The sequence below is a fragment of the Streptomyces sp. AJS327 genome, assembly GCF_013450295.1.
Lineage (GTDB): Bacteria > Actinomycetota > Actinomycetes > Streptomycetales > Streptomycetaceae > Streptomyces.
The window spans coordinates 340505-360514 of the sequence record NZ_SKBR01000003.1; the positions used below are offsets into that span (position 1 = coordinate 340505).

At 73.2% G+C, this 20010-nt stretch carries 19 protein-coding genes and 1 riboswitch; of the genes, 6 read left to right on the forward strand and 13 right to left on the reverse strand.

Annotated features, from left to right (window positions below):
* Positions 1-212: 212 nt before the first annotated feature.
* Complete coding sequence (locus E0L36_RS18810; RefSeq protein ID WP_180930296.1) at positions 213-401, reverse strand: hypothetical protein; 189 nt, start codon at positions 399-401, stop codon at positions 213-215.
* A 448-nt stretch (positions 402-849) separates the two neighbouring features.
* Positions 850-1335 (reverse strand): GNAT family N-acetyltransferase, encoded by a 486-nt coding sequence (locus E0L36_RS18815; protein ID WP_258016331.1) that lies wholly within the window; start codon positions 1333-1335, stop codon positions 850-852.
* 322 nt (positions 1336-1657) lie between these two features.
* Here E0L36_RS18815 and E0L36_RS18820 point away from each other — a divergent pair, with 322 nt between their 5' ends.
* The 3 genes from E0L36_RS18820 to E0L36_RS28535 all read left to right on the forward strand — a co-directional run bounded on the left by E0L36_RS18820 (position 1658) and on the right by E0L36_RS28535 (position 6495).
* A complete protein-coding gene (locus E0L36_RS18820) occupies positions 1658-2335 on the forward strand; it encodes an HAD family phosphatase (protein WP_180930297.1) in 678 nt (225 codons plus the stop codon).
* Between the two features lie 198 nt (positions 2336-2533).
* A complete protein-coding gene (locus E0L36_RS18825; RefSeq protein WP_180930298.1) occupies positions 2534-4252 on the forward strand; it encodes a globin domain-containing protein in 1719 nt (572 codons plus the stop codon).
* A gap of 29 nt (positions 4253-4281) precedes the next feature.
* On the forward strand, positions 4282-6495 hold the full coding sequence (locus tag E0L36_RS28535) for a pyridoxamine 5'-phosphate oxidase family protein (protein WP_374705558.1): 2214 nt from the start codon (positions 4282-4284) through the stop codon (positions 6493-6495).
* Between the two features lie 30 nt (positions 6496-6525).
* Here the strand turns inward: E0L36_RS28535 and E0L36_RS18835 are convergent, their stop codons facing one another.
* The 3 genes from E0L36_RS18835 to thiC form a co-directional block, all read right to left on the reverse strand.
* Positions 6526-7128: an NUDIX domain-containing protein gene (locus E0L36_RS18835; RefSeq protein ID WP_180930299.1), complete on the reverse strand. Its 603-nt coding sequence runs from the start codon at positions 7126-7128 to the stop codon at positions 6526-6528.
* A 573-nt stretch (positions 7129-7701) separates the two neighbouring features.
* The gene (locus E0L36_RS18840) at positions 7702-8046 is read right to left on the reverse strand and encodes a hypothetical protein (protein WP_180930300.1); all 345 of its coding nucleotides are present in this window, start codon (positions 8044-8046) and stop codon (positions 7702-7704) included.
* Positions 8047-8314: 268 nt separating this feature from the next.
* Positions 8315-10249, reverse strand: coding sequence for a phosphomethylpyrimidine synthase ThiC (gene thiC / locus E0L36_RS18845; protein WP_258016332.1), 1935 nt, complete (start codon positions 10247-10249; stop codon positions 8315-8317).
* Positions 10242-10381, reverse strand: a riboswitch (TPP riboswitch). Its footprint overlaps the gene before it by 8 nt.
* 768 nt (positions 10382-11149) lie before the next feature.
* Here thiC and E0L36_RS18855 point away from each other — a divergent pair.
* The gene (locus tag E0L36_RS18855; protein WP_180930800.1) at positions 11150-12586 is read left to right on the forward strand and encodes a YibE/F family protein; all 1437 of its coding nucleotides are present in this window, start codon (positions 11150-11152) and stop codon (positions 12584-12586) included.
* On the opposite strand, the gene E0L36_RS18860 is transcribed toward E0L36_RS18855, so the two are convergent.
* Together E0L36_RS18860 and E0L36_RS18865 are read right to left on the reverse strand one after the other, a co-directional pair.
* Positions 12549-12779, reverse strand: coding sequence for a DUF5326 family protein (locus E0L36_RS18860; protein ID WP_180930301.1), 231 nt, complete (start codon positions 12777-12779; stop codon positions 12549-12551). The genes E0L36_RS18855 and E0L36_RS18860 overlap by 38 nt on opposite strands.
* A 533-nt stretch (positions 12780-13312) precedes the next feature.
* Positions 13313-13630 (reverse strand): cupin domain-containing protein, encoded by a 318-nt coding sequence (locus tag E0L36_RS18865; RefSeq protein ID WP_180930302.1) that lies wholly within the window; start codon positions 13628-13630, stop codon positions 13313-13315.
* A 50-nt stretch (positions 13631-13680) separates the two neighbouring features.
* Here E0L36_RS18865 and E0L36_RS18870 point away from each other — a divergent pair, with 50 nt between their 5' ends.
* The gene (locus E0L36_RS18870; protein ID WP_180930303.1) at positions 13681-14058 is read left to right on the forward strand and encodes a phage holin family protein; all 378 of its coding nucleotides are present in this window, start codon (positions 13681-13683) and stop codon (positions 14056-14058) included.
* A gap of 381 nt (positions 14059-14439) precedes the next feature.
* Here E0L36_RS18870 and E0L36_RS18875 read toward each other — a convergent pair whose 3' ends face one another.
* The gene (locus E0L36_RS18875; RefSeq protein WP_180930304.1) at positions 14440-15039 is read right to left on the reverse strand and encodes a TIGR03086 family metal-binding protein; all 600 of its coding nucleotides are present in this window, start codon (positions 15037-15039) and stop codon (positions 14440-14442) included.
* 72 nt (positions 15040-15111) lie between these two features.
* A complete protein-coding gene (locus E0L36_RS18880) occupies positions 15112-15546 on the reverse strand; it encodes a hypothetical protein (protein WP_180930305.1) in 435 nt (144 codons plus the stop codon).
* 107 nt (positions 15547-15653) lie between these two features.
* Here E0L36_RS18880 and fabI point away from each other — a divergent pair, with 107 nt between their 5' ends.
* Positions 15654-16433, forward strand: a complete 780-nt coding sequence (gene fabI / locus E0L36_RS18885; RefSeq protein ID WP_180930306.1) for an enoyl-ACP reductase FabI — start codon at positions 15654-15656, stop codon at positions 16431-16433.
* A gap of 138 nt (positions 16434-16571) precedes the next feature.
* Here the strand turns inward: fabI and E0L36_RS18890 are convergent, their stop codons facing one another.
* The 4 genes from E0L36_RS18890 to E0L36_RS18905 all read right to left on the reverse strand — a co-directional run bounded on the left by E0L36_RS18890 (position 16572) and on the right by E0L36_RS18905 (position 19917).
* Positions 16572-16997 carry a hypothetical protein gene (locus E0L36_RS18890; protein ID WP_180930307.1) on the reverse strand — a complete coding sequence of 142 codons (426 nt, stop codon included), beginning with the start codon at positions 16995-16997 and terminating at the stop codon, positions 16572-16574.
* A gap of 67 nt (positions 16998-17064) precedes the next feature.
* The gene (locus E0L36_RS18895; protein ID WP_180930308.1) at positions 17065-17574 is read right to left on the reverse strand and encodes a hypothetical protein; all 510 of its coding nucleotides are present in this window, start codon (positions 17572-17574) and stop codon (positions 17065-17067) included.
* Positions 17541-17972: a hypothetical protein gene (locus E0L36_RS18900; RefSeq protein WP_180930309.1), complete on the reverse strand. Its 432-nt coding sequence runs from the start codon at positions 17970-17972 to the stop codon at positions 17541-17543. The genes E0L36_RS18895 and E0L36_RS18900 overlap by 34 nt, the downstream gene beginning before the upstream one ends.
* An 838-nt stretch (positions 17973-18810) precedes the next feature.
* Complete coding sequence (locus tag E0L36_RS18905; RefSeq protein ID WP_180930310.1) at positions 18811-19917, reverse strand: YafY family protein; 1107 nt, start codon at positions 19915-19917, stop codon at positions 18811-18813.
* Positions 19918-20010 lie beyond the last annotated feature (93 nt).

Genomic DNA, 20010 nt, shown 5'->3' on the forward strand with positions numbered 1-20010 from the left:
GGAGGTGCCGCAGCGCCACGTCCACCGGCTCCGCGGTCAACTCCGGTGTGGCTCCGCTCGGATGCCGCAGTACGTTCCGCAGCGGGACGGTCCAGTCCTCGTCCGGTACGGGCCAGGGGTCCCCGCGCTGGGCGTAGGCCGGGGCGATCAGACGCTCCTTGAGCTGCCCGGCGTCGGGGGCGTCCAGTACCGCCTGCCCCGAGCGGGCACGGTCATCGTTGGCTTCGTGATGTCAGGGCGTCCAGCAGGGAGTTGGGGATGTCGGGACGAGTGTCGGCGAGTTCGCGGAGGGAGTCGGTGATGCGGGAGGTCGAGCGTGTGGTCGTCGGCGGGAGGAACGCGGCCAGCCGTCGCGCCTCGTCCCACGCGCCCACGGCGAGGTAGCACTCCAGGAGCCGCACGGTCGTGCCGAGCGCGTACCCGGCGTGCGCGCCGCGCGTGGGATCGTCCGCGCGCTCCAGTACGGGGATGGCGCCCGCGTGATCCCCGACGACGCAGCGGACGCGGCCCTCCTGCCGGTCGATGGACGATCAGACGGCGGCACAACGCGTCGATGGCGGCGGCCAGTTCGGACGCCGGGACGTTCGTCAGCGGGGCGGCGTCCGGGTGGTGTGACGGGGAGGCGCGGCGAGGCGGCGTCATGTCTCCCATGGAAGCACCGCACACCGACTCCTCAGCCGCTCCACCCTCGCCGCGGGCGCGCCCAGGCGCGGGCGGGGATGGCCGGTGACACCTACGGCACCATCGAGCGGCGGACGTACGGATCCGCTCGGCTGATCCCGGTGGAGGGGGCGCCCGTTCGGACGTGTGGCGCCGATTTCGGGGGCGTACGGGGTTGGTTGAGAAGGCTCAGAGGGGGAGGGTGAAGCCGAGGGCGGAGGCTTCGAAGCCGAGGCGCTCGTAGAAGCGGTGGGTGTCGAGGCGGGTGGCGTCGGTGGTCAGCTCGATCAGGTCGCAACCCTGCCGCCGGGACTCGGTGACGGCCCACTCGACGAGCCGGGTGCCGAGCCCCGCGCCGCGTGCCTCGGCGCTGACGTGGACGGCCTCCAGCACGGAGCGGGCGGCGCCACGGCGGGAGAGGCCGGGGACGACGGTGAGCTGGAGGGTGCCGAGGACGCCGTCCGGTCCGTCGGCGACCATCAGGTGCTGTTTGGGGTCGGCGGTGACCCGGTCGAAGGCGGCGCGGTAGGCGCCGGGATCGGCGGGCGTCTCCTCCGCCGCGCCGAGCTGGTCGTCCGCGAGGAGCGCCACGATGGCCGGAAGGTCCTCGACCGTGGCGTAACGCATAGTGAGCGGCGGGGAGGGTGTCTCGACGGGTGGCGGTGTGCTGCTCATGGTGGGAAGCCTACTCCCAGGGGTTTCTGGAGGGTTGGGGGTGGACCCGGTGAATGTCTGTGTTCTGCACGGTTGTTGCTCTGGGTGATCAACTTCCGGTTCCGGGTGGGCCGTTCCGCTGGTGACGCCCGGTTTTCGGTCACCCTCGTGTCGGGGGTGCCGGTACGGCCTCGGGGGCGGTCTCCGGGGTGTGGCGGGGGTCACGTGGTGGTGTGGTCGCGGGGGTGGGAGGGGTGCGAGGGGTGGGCCGGGGTGCTGGTGCGGGGTGGGGGGGAGTCACGTCCGCTCCCTCCGTGCGCGGCGCGCCCCTACGATCGGGGCCATGACCTCTTCACTGACGCGGCCCCGGCTGCATCTCTTCGATCTCGACGGGACGCTGATCCGTGGCTCCGCCGCCGCCGTGGAGATCTCCCGGCAGCTCGGCGTCGAGCGGGAGATCGCCGAACTCGAACGCGGCTTCGCGGCCCGCGAGATGACCGCGCCCGAGTTCGCGCTGCGCGCCTGCGAGGTCTGGCACCAGTTGGTGGAGGAACACGTCGACGCCGCGTTCACCGGTGCGCCCTGGCTGTCCGGTATCCGGGAGGTGTGGGCCGGTATCCGGGAGCGCGGTGACCACTGCGCGGTGATCTCGCTCTCCCCGCACTTCTTCGTCCGCCGTCTGCTCGACTGGGGCCTGGACGCCGCGCACGGTTCGGTGTGGCCGGAGGTCGCGCCGCGGGTCCCCGGCGCGCGTTCGGTGTATCCCAGCGAACCGCTGGATCCCAGCGGGATTCTCTCCGGTCCGGACAAAGTGCGAATCGCGGACGAACTGTGCGGGAAATTCGGGCTTTCGCGGTCGGACTGCGTGGCCTATGGCGACTCGATGTCGGATGTCGACCTTTTCTCCACGGTTCCGGTATCAGTCGCCGTCAACGCGGACCAGCACGTGAGCGGGCTCGCTTCGCACCAGTACACCGGTGGCGATCTCCGCGAGGCATATCAACTCGTCGGTGAGCGATAGCAGTTACCCCGTGTGTTCCGAATTGCGGAATCCCGGGGAACCGGGCGTGGGGCTTGTGTCGAGGGACCACAACGGTATGGTCGGGTCCGCATCGCGGAGCGAGGAATCCGTGGTCCACGTCACGGGAGTGAATTACCGGCACGCACGCACTGCGAGCGTGCGCACACAGTACGGAAGTTCTTCGAGGCGAGGCAGACCATGACCACCACGTCGTCCGACAACGGGGCGCCCGCCGCGGATGGCGACGGCGAAGACACCGGCGGCAGGGGGTGGTTCACCCCGGCCGCCGACCAACGTGGCGTGCCGGAGACGGCCGCCACCGGCGCCCCGCCCGCGCCGGACGGCGGTCGGCCGTCGGTGCTGCCCCGGCAGCCCATCCGTCCGGTCGGCTCCAGCGCCGCCCGCTCCCGCACCGCGCCCCCCGCCGCCTCCGGGCCGGGCCCCGCCTCCGCCGAGGGCCCGCCGCCCCCCGCCGCCTCCGGCTTTGCCGCCCACCCCGGCGCGCCGGGGCAGCCCGGCGCCGCCCCCGGGACGCGCGGCGGCGAACCCGAGCCGGTGCACGAGCGGCTGGCGCCCCGCCCCGGCGGCCAGGCGCCCCCGCCGGGTTCGGCCCCGGCCTCCGGTGGCGCTTCCGCCGGTGCCCCGGGCGCACCACCCGTGGCTTCCGGCGCGCCCCCGGCGGGCGGCGTGGGGCAGACCGTCCCGGAGGCCCCGGGCGGGCCGCTCGGCGCCGGGGGCGCCTCGCTGCCCGGTGGCCCGGTCGCGTCCGTGCGGGAGCCGTCCCGCGACGCGCTGCTGATCCGCCGCACCATGCAGGAGGTCGAGCCGGTCGCGCACGCGGTGACCGCCTACTTCTACGCCCTGCTGTTCGTGGAGCACCCGCATCTGCGAGATCTGTTCCCCGCGTCCATGGACGCCCAGCGCGACCGGCTTTTCCGGGCGCTGCTCACCGCCGTCCAGCTGATCGACGAGAAGGACCGGCTGCACGAGTACCTGGCCGGTCTGGGCCGCGGCCACCGCAAGTACGGGACGCGGTCCGACCACTACCCGGCGGTCGGGGAGTGCCTGATCGGGGCGCTCACCCAGTACGCGCCGAACAGCTGGGACGCGGAGACCGAGAACGCCTGGGTACGGGCGTACACCGAGATCTCCCAGATCATGATCGACTCCGCCGCCGAGGACGAGATGCGCTCCCCGGCCTGGTGGAACGCGGAGATCGTCGCCCACGAGCGGCGCACCCCGCACATCGCGGTGATCTCCGTCCGCCCCGACCAGCCCTACCCCTTCCGGGCGGGCCAGTACACCAGCATCGAGACGCCCTGGTGGCCACGGGTGTGGCGGCACTACTCCTTCGCCTCCCCACCCCGTTCGGACGGGCTGCTCACCTTCCACGTCAAGGCGGTGGCCGCCGGCTGGGTCTCCACCGCGCTGGTGCAGCGGGCCAGGCCGGGCGACGTGCTCCGGCTCGGCCCCGCGGCGGGCTCGATGACCGTGGACCACTCCGCGGACTCCGGGCTGGTCTGCCTGGGGGGCGGCACCGGCATCGCGCCGATCAGGGCGCTCGTGCAGGACGTGGTGGAGCACGCCCGCCCCCGTCCCGTCGAGGTCTTCTTCGGCGTCCGCCACGACGAGGACCTGTACGACCTGGAGACGCTGCGGGAACTCGCCGCGCGGAACAGCTGGCTCACCGTCCGCTCGGTCGTCGCCCTGGGCACGCGCGAGCCGGGACCGCATGTGATCTCCGGTGAACTGACAGACGCGGTACGGCAGTTCGGACCGTGGCCGACCTGTGACGGCTACCTCTCCGGACCGCCCGGAATGGTGCGCGGCGGGATGGACGTCCTCGTGGCCTCCGGGATTCCCGCCCACCGCATCCGGCACGACTCCATAGAAGAGCTGGTCGTCACCGGGGACTAGCCCCGGAGACCAGCGGAAGGGACAGCGGCGTGGCAGCAGCGGACTCCGGAGCGCCCACCGGACGGGAGCGCGCGGGAGGCAGCCGGCCCCCGGCCAGCGCTCCGTACGAGCCGGTCGCCGCGGAGGATCCGCCAGGCGCGCCGAACTCCCGTGCCGCGGCCCCGCGTTCGCCGGACGGCCGGTACCGGGCGGCCCACGCCCCCGCCGAGGGGCACCGGGAGCACCCCGATGGGCCACCGCACGCCGCCGCGCACGCCGAGCGGCCCGGCAGCGCGGGAGAGCACCGGCTCCAGGAGCGGCTCGGCAGCACCAAACGCGCCGACCGCTTCTACGACGAGCAGGTGCTCGACCATCTCAACGAGCGCATGCGGGAGTTCACCGACCAGCAGGAGATGTTCTTCCTCGCCACCTCGGACGGGAACGGCGAGTGCGACAGCAGCTTCCGCGCGGGACCCCCGGGATTCCTGCGGGTCCTGGACGAACACACCCTCGTCTACCCGGAGTACCGGGGGAACGGGGTCCACGCCAGCCTGGGCAACATCCAGGAGAACCCGCACCTGGGCATCCTGATGATCGACTTCATCCGGGCACGTATCGGTCTGCACGTCAACGGCCGCGCCCGGATCGTGGAGGACGCCGAACTGCGCGCCGCCCACCCGGACCTGCCACAGGACCCGGTGCCCGGCCGCCGCGCCGAGCTGTGGGTGGAGGTGACCGTCGAGGAGGCGTACCTGCACTGCGCCAAGCACATTCCGCACCTCCAGAAGGTCACCAGGCACAACGCCCGGGACTGGGGCACCGACGACTACAAGCGCAAGGGCGGCGACTTCTTCGGCGCCGCCCGCGCCGCCCGCCAGCGTGGGCAGGCGGACTGGCGCGACCAGCCCCGTCCGCAGGAGCCCCCGGCCGCGCCCGACCCGCACCACGACCCGGCCGCCCCCGCCCGGCCCGGACGGCACGCGGCGCCCGCGCCCGAAGCGCAGCCCGCGCCCGGTGCCCGCCCGGTGCCCTCCGTCAGCCCGCCGATCCCGGTCGCGAACGGCCACGCGGCGCCCACCGGCCCCGCGCACGGCCACCCCGTCGAGGGACACCCCGCAGCCGACGGACACGGCGTGCCGGTGGGTGGGGCGCCGACGGCCGGTCCCCCGGCCGGTGAGACGCGCCAGACCAGTGTCCAGCGGCCCGCGCGGGCGGCCGGTGCCCCGTCGGCCAGCGCCCAACAGCCCACCGCTCAGCGGCGGGAGGCCAGGCGGACCGACGAGCGGCCGTCCGTCGACCGCGCCGCGTACACCGTCTCGGTGCCGGACGGGCACCTCGTCCCGCTGCCCGACGCCCACGCCCCGGTGCCCTTCGTACCCGCGCCGGTGCCGGACGTCTCCGGCGCCCCGGCGGGTGGCGCCCACCCCGTGCCCGGCACCGTCCCGGACGGACCGGGGGGCGGCCCGGCCCCCGACGCGGCCTACGAACTCCCGCCCGGCACGGGCGAGTCCGGGTCGCGGACGGCCGGATGGGAACCGGCCCTGGCCGAGTCCGCCGGGCCCCACCACTCCGTGCCACCCGCCCGACGGGGCGGCTCCGCGCCGGACGTCGAGCCCACCACTCTCGAACTGAGCACCGTCTCCCCGGCCACGCGGGAGCCACAGCGCGACGGCGCTACACGCGGGGCACGTTCAGCGCGTACCGCCACCGCCTCCGGTGTCTCCTCCACGATGCGGATCGCCACCCTCCCCAACGCCCCCGGAACGGCGGACGGTTCGGGGACGGACGGCCAGCGGGGCCAGGTACGGCAGCCCGGACGCCGCGGCGACCCGGAGACCGGCCATCCGGGGACGGACGTGCTGAACGGCCGTGTGGTGCGGACCGGTTCGACGCCACCCGACTCCCCCTTCGGCGAACTGGGCGGTCCGGACTGCGTGTTCGGCACCCAGCCGCCCCATGTGGAGGGACACCCCGGTGAACCGGCCGCACCCGGTCACGCCTCCGCTCACCCCCGGGGGAGCGGAGGCCGGACGGCCTCGGGCGCGGTCAACGGGGCCTCCGGCGCCATCGCGGCTCGTGGCGCCCTGCTCTCCGGGGTACCCACGCCGCCGCACGGCGTCCCCCCGTACGACCCCTCGGCCGGTCCGCCGGAGGACTCGGCTGACGTCACCGCCTGGCGCGAGCAGGCCGAGCGCGCGCTGGCCGAGGCGCACCGCCGCGAGGGCGAGGGTGGAGAGCCGCCGTTCCAGGGCTGGTTCGGCTGACCGCCGGGTTCCGAGCGGCGGCCGGGCGCGTCAGCTGAGGTCGGGGGCGAGGAGCGCCAGCACCCCTTCGATGTTGGCGTCCAGATAGCGCCGCAGCGAGGGCGGCACCACCTCGACGGAGGCGACGCCCGCGCGGGTGAACGGGACGCTCACGATCTCGTACTCGCCACACGGCTCCTCGACCTCCGGGCCGTGCCGCAACGACGGGTCCATGGACGCGAGTCGGCAGACGAAGAAGTGCTGCACCTTCACGCCGGGCGCGCTCCCGCCCGGCGGGGCGTGCTCCCCTCCGGCGGCCCCCGGCCGGTCGTCCCGGTCGCCGGGGCTCTGATCACCGGGGCTCCGGCCACCGGGACCGGGCGGGTCCTCATGGTGTTCGACGGTGTCGACGAAGGCGGGGACCACATCGGTGATCTTGGCGCCCAGTTCCTCGTCCACCTCGCGGTGCAGGGCCTCGATCACCGTCCGGTCCACTCCCGGCTCGACCCCGCCGCCGGGGGTGATCCAGTAGGGCTCGCGGCCCGGTTTGGTGCGCTTGATGAGGATCATGCGGGGCGGACGCGCCTCGCCCGGATCACCGTCGAGCAGGATGGCGCGTGCGGTGCGCTTGACCACTGGTCGTTCGTCGGCCATGGGTGAGTCTCGCCTGCGGGACACGCGGTCAAACCAGGACAGGTGCTCCGGTCGGGTACATGCCGCCGCCGAACGGGGTGAGGTGGGGGTCGGGGGCCGTGGGCCGCACGGTGGCGTCCGGGGCGGTCGCGCGTTCCGATCGTGAAGGCGAACATGGACCAACAGACCCCGCATTAGCCGCAATTACCCGCGTAGACCGGCGTTTGCGGTGCCGCTGGCACATTATTCGTCGAATGAGTTCCGGATTTGTGATTGGATGCTGACGTAGGGTCAACTACCCTTGTAGAGACGCGAGTTCGGAGCCCGTCGGGTCTGGCCCGATGCTCCGTCGCGCACCGGCCCTCGCCGTGGCCGAACGGTCCCGAAGGGCGCCATGCGGCCGGCTGTCGGACGGTTCAGCCGACGGTAGGCGAACCGGCCGTGGTCGGCTTGAGGCATGAGGGGGGAGCCTCAAGCCGACCTGTGCCCACTCACGCCCCCTGACCGGACGTCCACCGTGCCCGTGGTGCGGATCGCGGCGGCCGCGCGGATCGTCCGAGCCGCCAACCCTCGCGTCCCGCCCGTCGGTTCGGCTCAGGACCCGGCAAGGGCCTCGCGGAGCGCCTCAGCCAGGTGCTCCCGCGCGACGGCCAGGGAACGGGGAGGCTCGATGACCCAGTCGACCAGCACCGTGATCACCCCGTCCTCGTTCCGCAGGACCACGTCCCCGGTGCGGCGGAACGCGGCGACCCGCTCGCGGACCCGCTGACGCCGCGCCGGGTCCAGTCCCGCGCAACCGGTGGTGTCGAGGCGGAGTTCGGTGGTGAACCCGCCCAGGCCGGGGTCGGCCCGGCCGACCGCCGGGTCTCGTGGGAGCCGCCACCGCAGCTCGTCCTCGGGGATGCTGACCGACGCGTCAACGCGCAGTTCGTCTGGCATCCCCCCATGCTCACACGCGCGCCCCGCCCCCAACGAAGCCCCGTCGACCGCACCCCGCGACCACCAGTGGCGGTGAGGGCCGGCCCGGAGGGGGTGCGGATGTCCGAGGCTGAGGCCCGCGGATCACCGCCTGGTCGGAGGGCGGAGGCCCATCTTGTCCCGGGGACTGGTGGGTTGGCGGGCTGTGGGGCTGTGGGGTGGCGGGTTCGGGTGAAGTGGCGGGTGGGGGAGGCCGGTTGGTCGGCCGCCCCCACCCGCCGTGCGGCGGTCAGTCGGCCAGCGGGAGGTAGACGCGGTTGCCCGAAGCCGCGAACTCCCGTGACTTCTCCAGCATTCCGGCCTCGATCTCCGCCTCACTGAGCGCTTCCGCGCCCTCCGGACCGAACCGCTCGGTGATGTCGTGGCTGATCCTCATCGAGCAGAACTTCGGCCCGCACATGGAGCAGAAGTGCGCCGTCTTGGCGGGCTCGGCGGGCAGGGTGGCGTCGTGGTAGGCGCGGGCGGTGTCCGGGTCGAGCGCCAGGTTGAACTGGTCCTCCCAGCGGAACTCGAAGCGCGCGTCGGAGAGCGCGTCGTCCCAGTCGGCCGCGCCGGGATGGCCCTTGGCGACGTCGGCGGCGTGCGCGGCGATCTTGTAGGTGATGACGCCGGTCTTCACGTCGTCCCGGTCGGGCAGGCCGAGGTGTTCCTTCGGGGTGACGTAGCAGAGCATCGCGGTGCCCCACCAGCCGATCATCGCCGCGCCGATACCGCTGGTGATGTGGTCGTAGGCGGGCGCGATGTCCGTGGTCAGCGGGCCGAGCGTGTAGAAGGGGGCGCCGTCGCAGACCTCCTGCTGCCGGTCGACGTTCTCCTTGATCTTGTGCATCGGGACGTGCCCCGGACCCTCCACCATGGTCTGCACGGACCGCTCGCGCGCGATCCGGGTCAGCTCGCCGAGCGTCTCCAACTCGGCGAACTGCGCCTCGTCGTTGGCGTCCGCGAGGGATCCGGGGCGCAGCCCGTCCCCGAGCGAGAAGGTGACGTCGTAGGCGCGCAGGAGGTCGCAGAGTTCCCCGAAGTGCGTGTACAGGAAGCTCTCCTGGTGGTGGGCCAGGCACCAGGCGGCCATGATCGAGCCGCCTCGGGAGACGATGCCGGTCTTGCGGCGCGCGGTGAGCGGTACGTGGCGCAGCCGCACCCCGGCGTGCACCGTCATGTAGTCGACGCCCTGTTCGCACTGCTCGATCACGGTGTCCCGGTAGATCTCCCAGCTCAGCTCCTCCGCCCGGCCACCGGTCTTCTCCAGCGCCTGGTAGAGCGGGACGGTGCCGATCGGCACCGGGGAGTTGCGGAGGATCCACTCCCGGGTGGTGTGGATGTCGCGGCCGGTGGAGAGGTCCATCACCGTGTCGGCGCCCCAGCGGGTGGCCCAGGTCATCTTCTCCACCTCCTCCTCGATGGAGGAGGTCACGGCGGAGTTGCCGATGTTGGCGTTCACCTTCACGAGGAAGTTCCGCCCGATGACCATCGGTTCGGACTCCGGGTGGTTGATGTTGGCGGGCAGGACGGCCCGTCCGGCGGCGATCTCCGCGCGGACGAACTCGGGCGTGCGGTTCTCGCGCAGCGCCACGTACTCCATCTCCGGGGTGATCTCCCCGCGTTGGGCGTACGCGAGCTGGGTGACCGCGAGGCGGCCCCCGAACGGCCCGGCCCCCGTCGTCGCGCCGACGACCCCGGCGGCTCCCCCGGCCTCCGCGTGCGCCGGACGCCCGGCGGCTCGCGGACCCTCGGCCGCCGATATCCCGGACGGGAAAGCGGACTCAACCGGCCCCGCCCCGGGGGTGGTTCGGGCGCGGCGCGGGACGCGGGGGCGTCCGGGGAAGACCGTGTCCAGGTCGCGGGCGCCACCGCGCGGCGCGGTGTGCTTCAGCCCGTCGTCCTCCGGCCGGACCGTGCGGCCCGGGTACTCCTCGGTGTCCCCGCGCTGGACGATCCAGTTCTCGCGGAGCGGTGCGAGACCCCGGCGGACGTCGGTCTCGACCCGCGGGTCGGTGTACGGCCCCGAGGTGTCGTAGAGCACCACGTCGGTGCCGTTGGTGAGATGGACCCGGCGGACGGGCACCCGGATGTCCGGGCGCGATCCGCGCAGATGGTCCTTGTGTGAGCCGATGGGCCGCCGCGGCTCATCATCGGCGTGCGGATGTACGTCGTGCGTGGTCATATGACCCACTCCCTACGCCGGCATTACCCGGTACCAGGTTCGGCGGTCGGCGCGGCCGTTGCCGGTACCCGTGGGGGTACGGCGGTCAGCGCCCTCTCAGCCCCGTGCCCGGAGCTCCCGCGATGTGCGAAACAGACGAGATTGCCCTCCCACGCTAACGGCACACTGCCGGAGCTGAACAGGGCACCCATCGGTTCTTGCGATGATCGGGCGGTGACTCCGATTCCAGAGCAGCCCGCACCCGGCGAGGGCCAGGGACCGCACGACGGCGAGGCGTGGGGCGGTTACCGGCAGCCGGGAGGCTGGCCGCCCGACGCCGCCCCGCTCCCCGGGGCCGGACCGCCCCACCCCGGCACCGCCGCGCCCCGTACCGGTCCGGGCGCGCCACCTCCCGGGACGCCCGGCGGGCCGCCCTGGCCGGACGGGAGCACCGGCCCCGGCCACGATCCGGCCGCCGGTCCCGGTTACGCCCCGGCGCCCGGCGGCTCGCCCAACTCCGGGGCGTACGCCGCCGGTACGGGCGCGTACGGCCCCGGCCCCGGCGGGCCGGGGGGCGTTGACGCGGAGGGGCGCGCGGTCCGGGGCGGCCAGCCGGGACAGCGTCCCGGTCCTCCCGGCCCCGGCCCCCGTCACGGCCCAGGCCCAGACCCGGAGCACGGCCTTCGCGGGGGCGGGCCGGGGACGCCCGGCACCGGGCCCCCCGAGCGGGGCCGCCGTGGCCGCCGCTCCCCCGGCGAGCCCGGAGCGCGCCCCGCCGGACCCCCGCCCACCGGAAGCGCAAGCGGTACCGGAAGCGGTACCGATCCCGGGAACGGCCACGGCCACGGCCACGGCCACGGCCACGGCCACGGCCAGGGGCACGGCCACGGACACGGGCCCGCCGCGCCGGTCTCCCGGCATCTGCGGAAGGTCATCGCGGCGGTGCTGATCCCGTTCGCGGTGGCGGTGCTCGGCGGGCTGATCGCGCTCTGGCCGGGCGGCCTGCCCGGGCAGGACAAGGAGGCCAGCGGGCTGGGCTACGACCGGCCCACGTTCGCGGCGAAGGTCGTCAAGCTGGAGCAGGTGGACTGCCGGGAGGTCAACGCGCAGCAGCCACCGCCCCAGCAGGACGGGGGCGGCGCGCAGCCCCAACCGCCCGGCGGAGGCGGGGAGAACGGCGCGGGGAGCGGCGGGGCGAACGGCGCGGGGAAGGAACCCGGGGAGGGGTCGGGCGGAAGCTGCCGGAAGGCCGAGATCGAGGTCACCGAGGGCAAGGACAGCGGCCACACCTTCGTCGAGGTCGTCACCCCGCAGTCCACCCGCACCTTCGACGTCGGCCAGGAGGTGGTGGTCGCCTACGCGGAGAAGGCGCCCCGGGAACTCCAGTACAGCGTCATCGACGCCAATCGGGAGCTGCCGATGGTGCTGTTGGCGGCGCTGTTCGCGGTGGTGGTCGTGCTCGTCGGGCGGCTGCGCGGAGTCCTGGCGCTCGTCGGCCTGGTGGTGAGCTTCGGGGTGCTCACGCTGTTCATCCTGCCCGCCATACTCCAGGGCTCGAACCCCCTGGTGGTGGCGGTGGTCGGGGGCAGCGCCATCATGCTCGCGACGCTCTACCTGTGCCACGGGCTCTCCGCCCGGACGTCCGTGGCCGTGCTCGGCACCCTGGTCTCGCTGCTGCTGATCGGGCTGCTCGGCTCGTTCTTCATCGGCTGGGGGCGGCTGACCGGCGACACCGACGACCAGACCGCGCTGGTGCACGGCCTCTATCCGGACATCGAGATCCAGGGGCTGTTGCTGGCCGGGGTGCTGATCGGCTCGCTCGGAGTGCTTGACGACGTGACGGTCACCCAGACCTCGGCGGTCTGGGAGCTGAAGGAGGCCGATCCGGGCGCCAGTTGGCGGACGCTCTACGGTTCGGCGATGCGCATCGGCCGGGACCACATCGCCTCGGTGGTCAACACCCTGGTGCTGGCCTACGCGGGGGCCGCGCTGCCGCTGCTGCTGCTCTTCTCCATCGCCCAGAGCGGGGTGGGGACGGTCGCGACCAGCGAGGTGGTGGCGGAGGAGATCGTCCGCACGCTGGTCGGCTCGATCGGCCTCGTTGTCTCGGTGCCGGTCACGACGCTGCTGGCGGTGCTGGTGGTGACCGCGGACCGGCGCCGGAGGGACCTGCCGGGGCCGGCGGGTGCCGTGCCCGGACCCGGCGGCACGAACCGACCCGGTGGCGCCGGCCGCGCCGCCGCTGCCGCGCCTTCGGCGGGAGCCCGGCAGGAGGCGGTGCCCGCCGGAGACGGCGCCGGAAGCGGAACGTCCGCCCCGGTCACCAGCCGCCGCGGGAGGAGGAGGAAGACGAGGTGAACCGCCGCACCAGGTAGACGAGTCCGCCGACGAGGGCGACGAACACCAGCACCTTGAAAAGCAGGCCGACCACGAACTGCAACAGGCTGACGATCAGGCCACCGAAGATGGCGAGGGCGATCACCGGGATCGCTATCCACTTCACCCACCACGGCAGGCTGCTGAGAATTCCCTTGGCGTCCGAGGTGTCCATGTCTCCCTGCTCCGATCCCGCACCTTCCCGCAGGAGTGCGTCTGGCGTGGCGATCCGCGCGGTCGTGTCCGCTCCCGGCGTCCGCCGATGCTCACGGCTGTCGTTTTCGCTTTCGATGCTAGAGCCGACCGTCGCGCGATGGGGCGGCCGTGGCCCCCCTTCTCCCCTGACCCACCCCCTACGTGACCCTGAGTCCCCGCCTCCCCCCGGAGGCCCGGCCCCGATCCGCCCCGATCCGCGTCCGGCCGCGCCGCGCCGTTCCGGAGCACCCCGATCGCCCGGACCGGTTCGGATCGGTTCGGGGCACGCCGGATCAGTTCGGGCCCGGGGATCGGTTCGGACCAGGGCCAGACCAGGACAGACCTCACCGGGATCGCTTCGGGTCGGTTCAGGTCGGCCGGGGCCGGGTCTTCGGGAGAGGTGTGCGTGTCGCTGCCCGGCGGCCGTGCGGGGTCCACGGCGGGAGGACGCGGACTCGCGGGCGCGGTGCCGGAGGGACGGTGGTGGCGGGCCCGGCCGGGCCGGTGGCGGCCTCAGCCCTCGGGCGGCGCGAAGACCACCATCACCCGCAGGTCCTCGGTGATGTGGTGGAAGCGGTGCGGAACGCCCGCGGGGACGAAGACCACGCTGCCCCGCGCGACGGACGTGGTCTCGTCACCCACGGTCAGCGCGGCCCGGCCGCTCACCACGAAGTAGACCTCGTCCTGCCGGTGGGGGCGCTGTGGGTCGGTCGACCCGCGTTCCAGCGCGTACAGCCCGACGGACATGTGCTGTGCGCGGAGGAACTGGAGGTAGGCGCCGTCGTGCGCGGCCCGCTCCGCGTCCAGTTCGTCCAGACGGAACGCCTTCACCCTGACCCACCCCTTGCGCCTCTGACGACGGTTTCTGGAACGATCTCAGTATGACGAACTTCCTCATCAAGACGCTCGCCAACGCCGGCGCGCTCGCCGTGGCGATCTGGCTGCTCAGCGGCATCACGCTGAGCGGCGGGAGCACCGGCACGAAGACGCTCAGCCTGATCCTGGTCGCCCTGATCTTCGGGCTCGTGAACGTCGTGGTCAAGCCGATCGTCCGGCTGTTCTCGCTGCCGCTGCTGATCCTCACGCTGGGCCTGTTCACCCTGGTGATCAACGCCCTGATGCTGATGCTGACCTCGTGGCTCGCGGACAAGGTGGACCTGAGCTTCCACGTGGACGGTTTCGGGGTGGCGCTGATCGGCGGTCTGATCATCTCGATCGTGTCCTGGGCGCTGAACATGCTGCTCCCGGACCGGGACTGACCTGAGCGCGACCGATTCCGGCCCGGTGTACGAACCCGACAGAACCGGCTCAGACTGGCTCCGACCGGGACTGGCCGGGACCGACTCGGTCGGGAGTGCTTCCGGACGGGCCGCGCCGGGGTGGAACCCCGTACCGGAGCCCGGACCGGCCCCGCACGGGGCGCGTACGTGCGGGGCCGGACCGGGACCCACCGGGGGCCCGGCCCCCGAGACCTTCGCGGCCCCCGAAACCCCGCCGGGGGGGGGGCAGTGGCCGGTGAGACCGGCGCCTCCGCATCGGTGAGGCGGGGCGGAGGACGCGGAGGCCGGGGCCGCCGCGACGGGAGCCTGGGCCCGGACCCGGCCCACCGCGGGGCGACCGGTGGCCTGGTGTCGCCGGAGCTACCGGCGGGGCGGGATCCAGTCCGGTGAACGGCCCACCAGCGCCAGGGTCTGGTCGAGGGGGTCTGCCCCCGGCGCGGGGGTGAGGCTCGGCGCGAAGAGGGCGTTCGGTCCCAGTCGGCTCTCGTCGTTCGGTACCTGCTGGGCGACGGCGAGCACCGCGCCGTGCAGTTCGCCGGGGAGCTTCAGCTCGGTGCCGAGCGTCCTGGCGAGGTCCCAGCCGTGGACCACGTAGTCCAGGAAGTGGAAGCCCACGGCCATCCGCCCCGGGAAGGTGATCGCCCGGGTGATCTCGGGGATCTGGAACTCCCGCTCCAGCACGCCGGGTTCGGCGAAGGCCGCCAGCACCGTCTCGGCGGCGGCGCGGTAGGCGCCCAGCGGATCGTCGCCCAGCGCGCGGTCCTCCCAGACGCTCGCCTCGCCCCCGTCTCCGCGCGCGGCGGCGGCGAATCCGTGGTGCTGTCCCGCCATGTGGGAGAGCAGCTGGCCGAGCGTCCAGTCGGCGCAGGGGGTGGGCGCCGTGAGGTCCGTGAGGTCGTGCTCCGAGGCCAGGCGGACCGTCTCCAGGACGGCGGTCTTGTCGAACTCCAGCAGGTCCATGGTGTCTCTCCCTTGAGACCGTGTGTCAGTGCGGGGTTCCGGCGCCGCGTACGGTGCGGTGCCGGGGTGCGGCTACCCGGTCGGGGAGAGCCGTGCGGGGGAGTGCCCGGATCGGGCGCCCGCTATCTCCGGTTCGTCCGCGTCATCCGCCTCGCTCGCCTCGGGGGTCTCGTCCGCCGTGCCCCGCTCGCCGGTCGTCCGGGGTTCGCCCGCCCTGGCGCGCCCCGCTCCGGCCCCGGCCCGGTCTCCGGAAACGGAACCGGAACCGGAACCGGAAACAGGACCGGAATCGGCCGTCGTGCTGGCGGGAGCCGTGCTGGACCCGGAGCTGCCAGCGGAACCGGAGACGCCGCTGGCTCCGGACGTGGTGGCGGGCCCGGGCGCGCTCGGTGGGTGCTCGTCGGGGAACAGCCGCTCGTCGATGAGCCGGTCGAGCTCGTCCTTGAAGCGCTGGTTCGGACCGTCCCGACGCGGGCCGTCGCCGGACGGGTGCGGAGTAGGCGCCATGGTGTCCTCTCATGCGCGGGCGGAGCGTAGCGACGAGCATAAAAAAGGGCGAACGGTCGTGCTAGTATCCGCGCGGTATTGGCCGATTTCCGCTGGGGGGCGGGGACATGGGCGGACTGCTCGCGGGGAAACGGGTGCTGGTCACCGGCGTTCTCATGGAATCGTCCATCGCCTTCCACACCGCGCGGCTGGCGCAGCGGGAGGGGGCCGAGGCGGTGCTCACCGGTTACGGGCGGATGGGCCTCGTCGAACGCGTCGCGGCGCGGCTGCCCGATCCGGCCCCGGTGCTCGAACTCGACGTACGCGACCCGGCGCACCTCGCCGACCTCGTCCCACGCGTCCGTGAACTCCTCGGTGCGGACGCCCGGTTGGACGGTGCCGTGCACTCGATCGCCTTCGCTCCGCCGGACGCGCTGGGCGGCGGCTTCCTGAACACCCCCTGGGAGTCGGTGGCCACCGCGCTGGAGGTGTCGGCCTACTCGCTGCGCTCGCTCGCCCACGCGGTGCTGCCGCTGATGCGGGAGCGGGGCGGTGCCCTCGTCGGGCTCGACTTCGACTCGCGGATCGCCTGGCCCGCCTACGACTGGATGGGCGTCGCCAAGGCGGCGCTGGAGTCCACCTCGCGGTACGTCGCCCGCGAGGTGGGCGCGCACCGTGTCCGCTGCAACCTGGTGGCGGCAGGGCCCGTACGGACCACGGCGGCCCGCTCCATCCCGGGCTTCGACCTCTTCCGTGAGGTGTGGGAGGAGCGGGCGCCGCTCGGCTGGGACGTGCGGGACCCGGAGCCCGCGGCCCGCGCGGTGACGGCGCTGCTCTCCGACTGGTTCCCGAAGACCACCGGCGAGATCGTGCACGTGGACGGCGGCGTCCACGCCGTCGGCGGCTGATCCCGCGCGCCTCGTCCCGCGCGCCTCGGGGGCCACGGAAGGCCGTTGGGACGGGGTGCGCGGCGACGTCCGGGCGGCCGCTCGGGGCGGTCGCCCGGACGTCGCCCGGGGGGACGGGGGTTGAGGATGGTCCGATTCTCAGGTGGCGAAGTACCGTGACCAGCCACTGCACTTGGCCTTCTTCGTCCACGAGGTGCAGACCTTGACGCGGACGGACAGGCCCTCCGGATAGTTCTTGTCCACCGTCCGGTGCCGCTTCCCCTTGCTGCTGTACTCCTTCTTGGAGTGCCCCTTGACGTGCACGATCGCCCTCGTCCAGCGGTTGTTCTGATACCGGTCGAGGATCTTGATCTTGTCGCCCTTCTCGACGTACGTCACCTGCGTCACGTTCGACCCAGAGCTGCGGCAGAAGGCGGCCGGCTGGGTCGACACCGTCTCGCAGGTGGTCTTCCTCGGCTGCGGTGTCCCGTTCCCCGGGGCCGCGATCGCGGGCACGGTGAGGAGTGTGGGCACCATCAGGGCACCGGCGCAGGCCGCCACGGTGCGTTTTCCCTTGGCGTTCATGGGCGTTGTCTCCCCTCAGCGGGTGCGCCGGCCGGTAACTACCGGCCGGCGCGCCCGCGTTGAGCGATCAGGTGAAGGACCACCTGCTCCAGCCGGAGCACTTCGCCTTCTTGCTGAAGGAGGTGCACGCCTTGATGCGCACCATCCGGTTCTCGCGGAAGTTCTGGTTGATGACCCGCATGGTCTTGCCCTTGCTGCTGTAGGTCCTGACCTTGTACCCCTCGACCTTGAGCAGCACCTTGGTGGACCGTCCGTTGCTGTAGTGGTCCAGGACGCTGACGTCGTCCCCGTCGGGGTCGAACCAGGCGAAGGTCCGGATCTTCTTGGACTTCGCGCATCCGGCGGTGATGCTGGGCGTCGGGCGCGTGTAGCAGCGCGTCTTCTTCGCCTCCGTGAGCGGCCCCGCGAGCGGTCCCGCCGTGGTCCGCTGGTGGGAGGTCTCCTGGGCGGTGGCGGAGCCCGCGGTGACGGCGAGCCCGCCGGTGGTCACGGCCAGCGCGCAGGCGGTGGCGGCGAACTTCCCGGCGGTCGCGGTGCGGTGGCTCATGTCCGCCCCCAGCCGCTCCAGCCGGAGCACTTGGCCTTCTTGCTGAAGGAGGTGCACACCATGATGCGGACCTTCTTGCCCTCGGTGTAGTTCCGGTCAACGATCCTGCGTGCCTTGCCCTTGCTGGAGAAGGTCGCCTTCCCGCTGCCCTTGACGTGGAGCACCACCTTCGTCGACCGGCCGTTCCTGAAGCGGTCGACGATGTCGATCTTGTCGCCCCTCTCGACGTAGGCGGCCTGGGTGCGCCCCTTGGAGGCGGACCCGCACCGCGCGTACGGACCTGTGTACCGCTCGCAGACGGTCGAGGCATTCCGTGCCGTCGGCTCCGAACTCGTCCCGGTCTGGGCGGCGTTGGCGCCCGTCGCCAGGCCGCCGCTTGCGATCAGTGCGGCGCAGGCGTAGGCCGCCGCCTTCTGTGATGTGCGCATTCAGGGACTCCCCCTTCGTCGTACCGCCGGTCGGGGCGGTACCCCTCCGTGTCCCCGTGTTCGCCTCGGGGACGGCAGGTACAGCGTGCACGGTGATCCTGGGGTGTTCCAGGACTTTCGGGCATACCCGAAAGTCCCTACCGGACAACCACGAAGCGGAATCTGACGGCATCGCACGGGAGTTCGCGGGGTCACGGGTGTGACGAGCGGGTCTCCCGCGTCGCGGTGGGCCGTCGTCCGGTCGTCGCGAGCCGTGACCGGTGGCGGTGGTGCTCGTGCGGTGGACGGGCGTCCGGCGTCGGCCGACCCGTCGTCGAGGGGCGCCGGGTGGGCTCATGGGGCGCGAATGGACGCTCGTGCGCGTCGAGTTCGCGAGGTGGAGCCGGGGCGGGGGTGGTGTGCGTCGCGTCGTCCGGCCAACTCCCTTGGTGTCACGAGCCGCTGAGGCCGAACAACGTCAACTCAGAGTGACCGGAAGGTGGCGTACAGCGACCAACTGTGTCTAAGCTGACTCCCGTCCCGGTCGGAGACTTCTGGCACTCCGGCAAGGACCGCACCTCGCACCACGTGTGCGGAGCCAGACGCGACCCCCGCGTCCGCGATCGCGTCCGTGAGCCCTTCTCCCCCGGGGGGCTCACGGACGCTTTCGTGTACCCGGTGCCGGTGCCGGTGCCGGTGCCGGTACCGGGTCACGGTGGCCGGTTCCGGCGGGTGCCTGGCGCGGTGTCCTGCGGCGGCCAGTCTCCGCTGGTGAACTGGGTGTTCGGTGGAGAGCGGCCCCCGCGGCCCGTTCCGTCCGCTGTCCGCTGTCGGCCGTTCCGCCGTCGTTCGTCCGGGGTCAGGCTCGTGGGGTGAGTGGTCCCGCGCGGTAGCGGGTGGCGAGCGCGGCGACGGTCTCGGCCAGTGCCTCGCGGAGCGCGGGCGGGCCCAGCACCTCGACCTCCACGCCGAGCCGGAGCAGATCCCCGACGGCTATGTGCCGTGACTCCACGGGCAGTTGGACCTCCGCCCAGCCGTCGGGGCCGGGCGGGTCCGCGTGGTCCAGGGCCAGGGCACCGACCGCCCCGAACAGCATCGGCAGCAGCCGCTGTCCCCGGGACGAGAGGCGGATGTGCGCGGTGTCCTGGTGGAGTTGGGCCTCCAGACGGCGAGTGGACTCCGTCCAGTGGGCGGCCAGGTCGAACCCGGTGGGGCGGTCGAAGGTCGCGCCGGTCGGTTCGGCGGCGAGGAGCCGCGCTATCCGGTAGGTCCGCACCGGGGGAGCGTCGTCGTTCGGCGAACTCCGATGCGGGTCCGTCCCGTTGCCGGGTTCGTGGGCTGGTGCGTGGGCTGGTTCGTCGGTTGGTGCGGCGGACTGGCCGGGGCCGGGAGCGGGACGTGGGGCGGGGGTGGCGACGAGGTACCAGATCCCGCCCTTGAGGACGACGCCGAGCGGCCGGAGGTCCCGGTGGACCTCGCCCCGCCAGCGCCGGTAGTGCACGCGCAACTCCCTCTGGTCCCAGACGGCTTGGGCCACGGTCGCGAGATGGGGCAGCCGCTCGGCCCCACGGAACCAGCCGGGGGCGTCCAGGTGGAAGCGCTCCTGGATATGCCGGGTGCGCTCGGCGAGGGCGTTCGGCAGGGCGGCCTGGAGTTTGAGCTGGGCGGTGGTGAGCGCGGCGCCGAGGCCCAGCTCGCGCGCCGGTCCCGGGACGCCGGTGAGGAAGAGCGATCCGGCCTCGGCGTCGGTGAGCCCGGTGAGCCGGGTGCGGTAGCCGTCCATCAGCCGGTAGCCGCCCTCGGGCCCGCGCTCCGCCCGTACGGGGACGCCGGAGGCGCTGAGCGCCTCGACGTCCCGGTAGACGGTGCGGACGGAGACCTCCAGCTCGGCGGCGAGCTGGGGCGCGGTCATCCGCTCGCGGTTCTGCAACAGCAGGAGCAGGGAGAGCAGTCGGTCGGCGCGCATGACGCCATTGTGCGCCGTACCTGTCAGAAGGTGTCAGGTACGGCGATCAGGCTGGTCAGAGCGCCGGGCGGAGAGGCCGCACGGCGAGTGAGA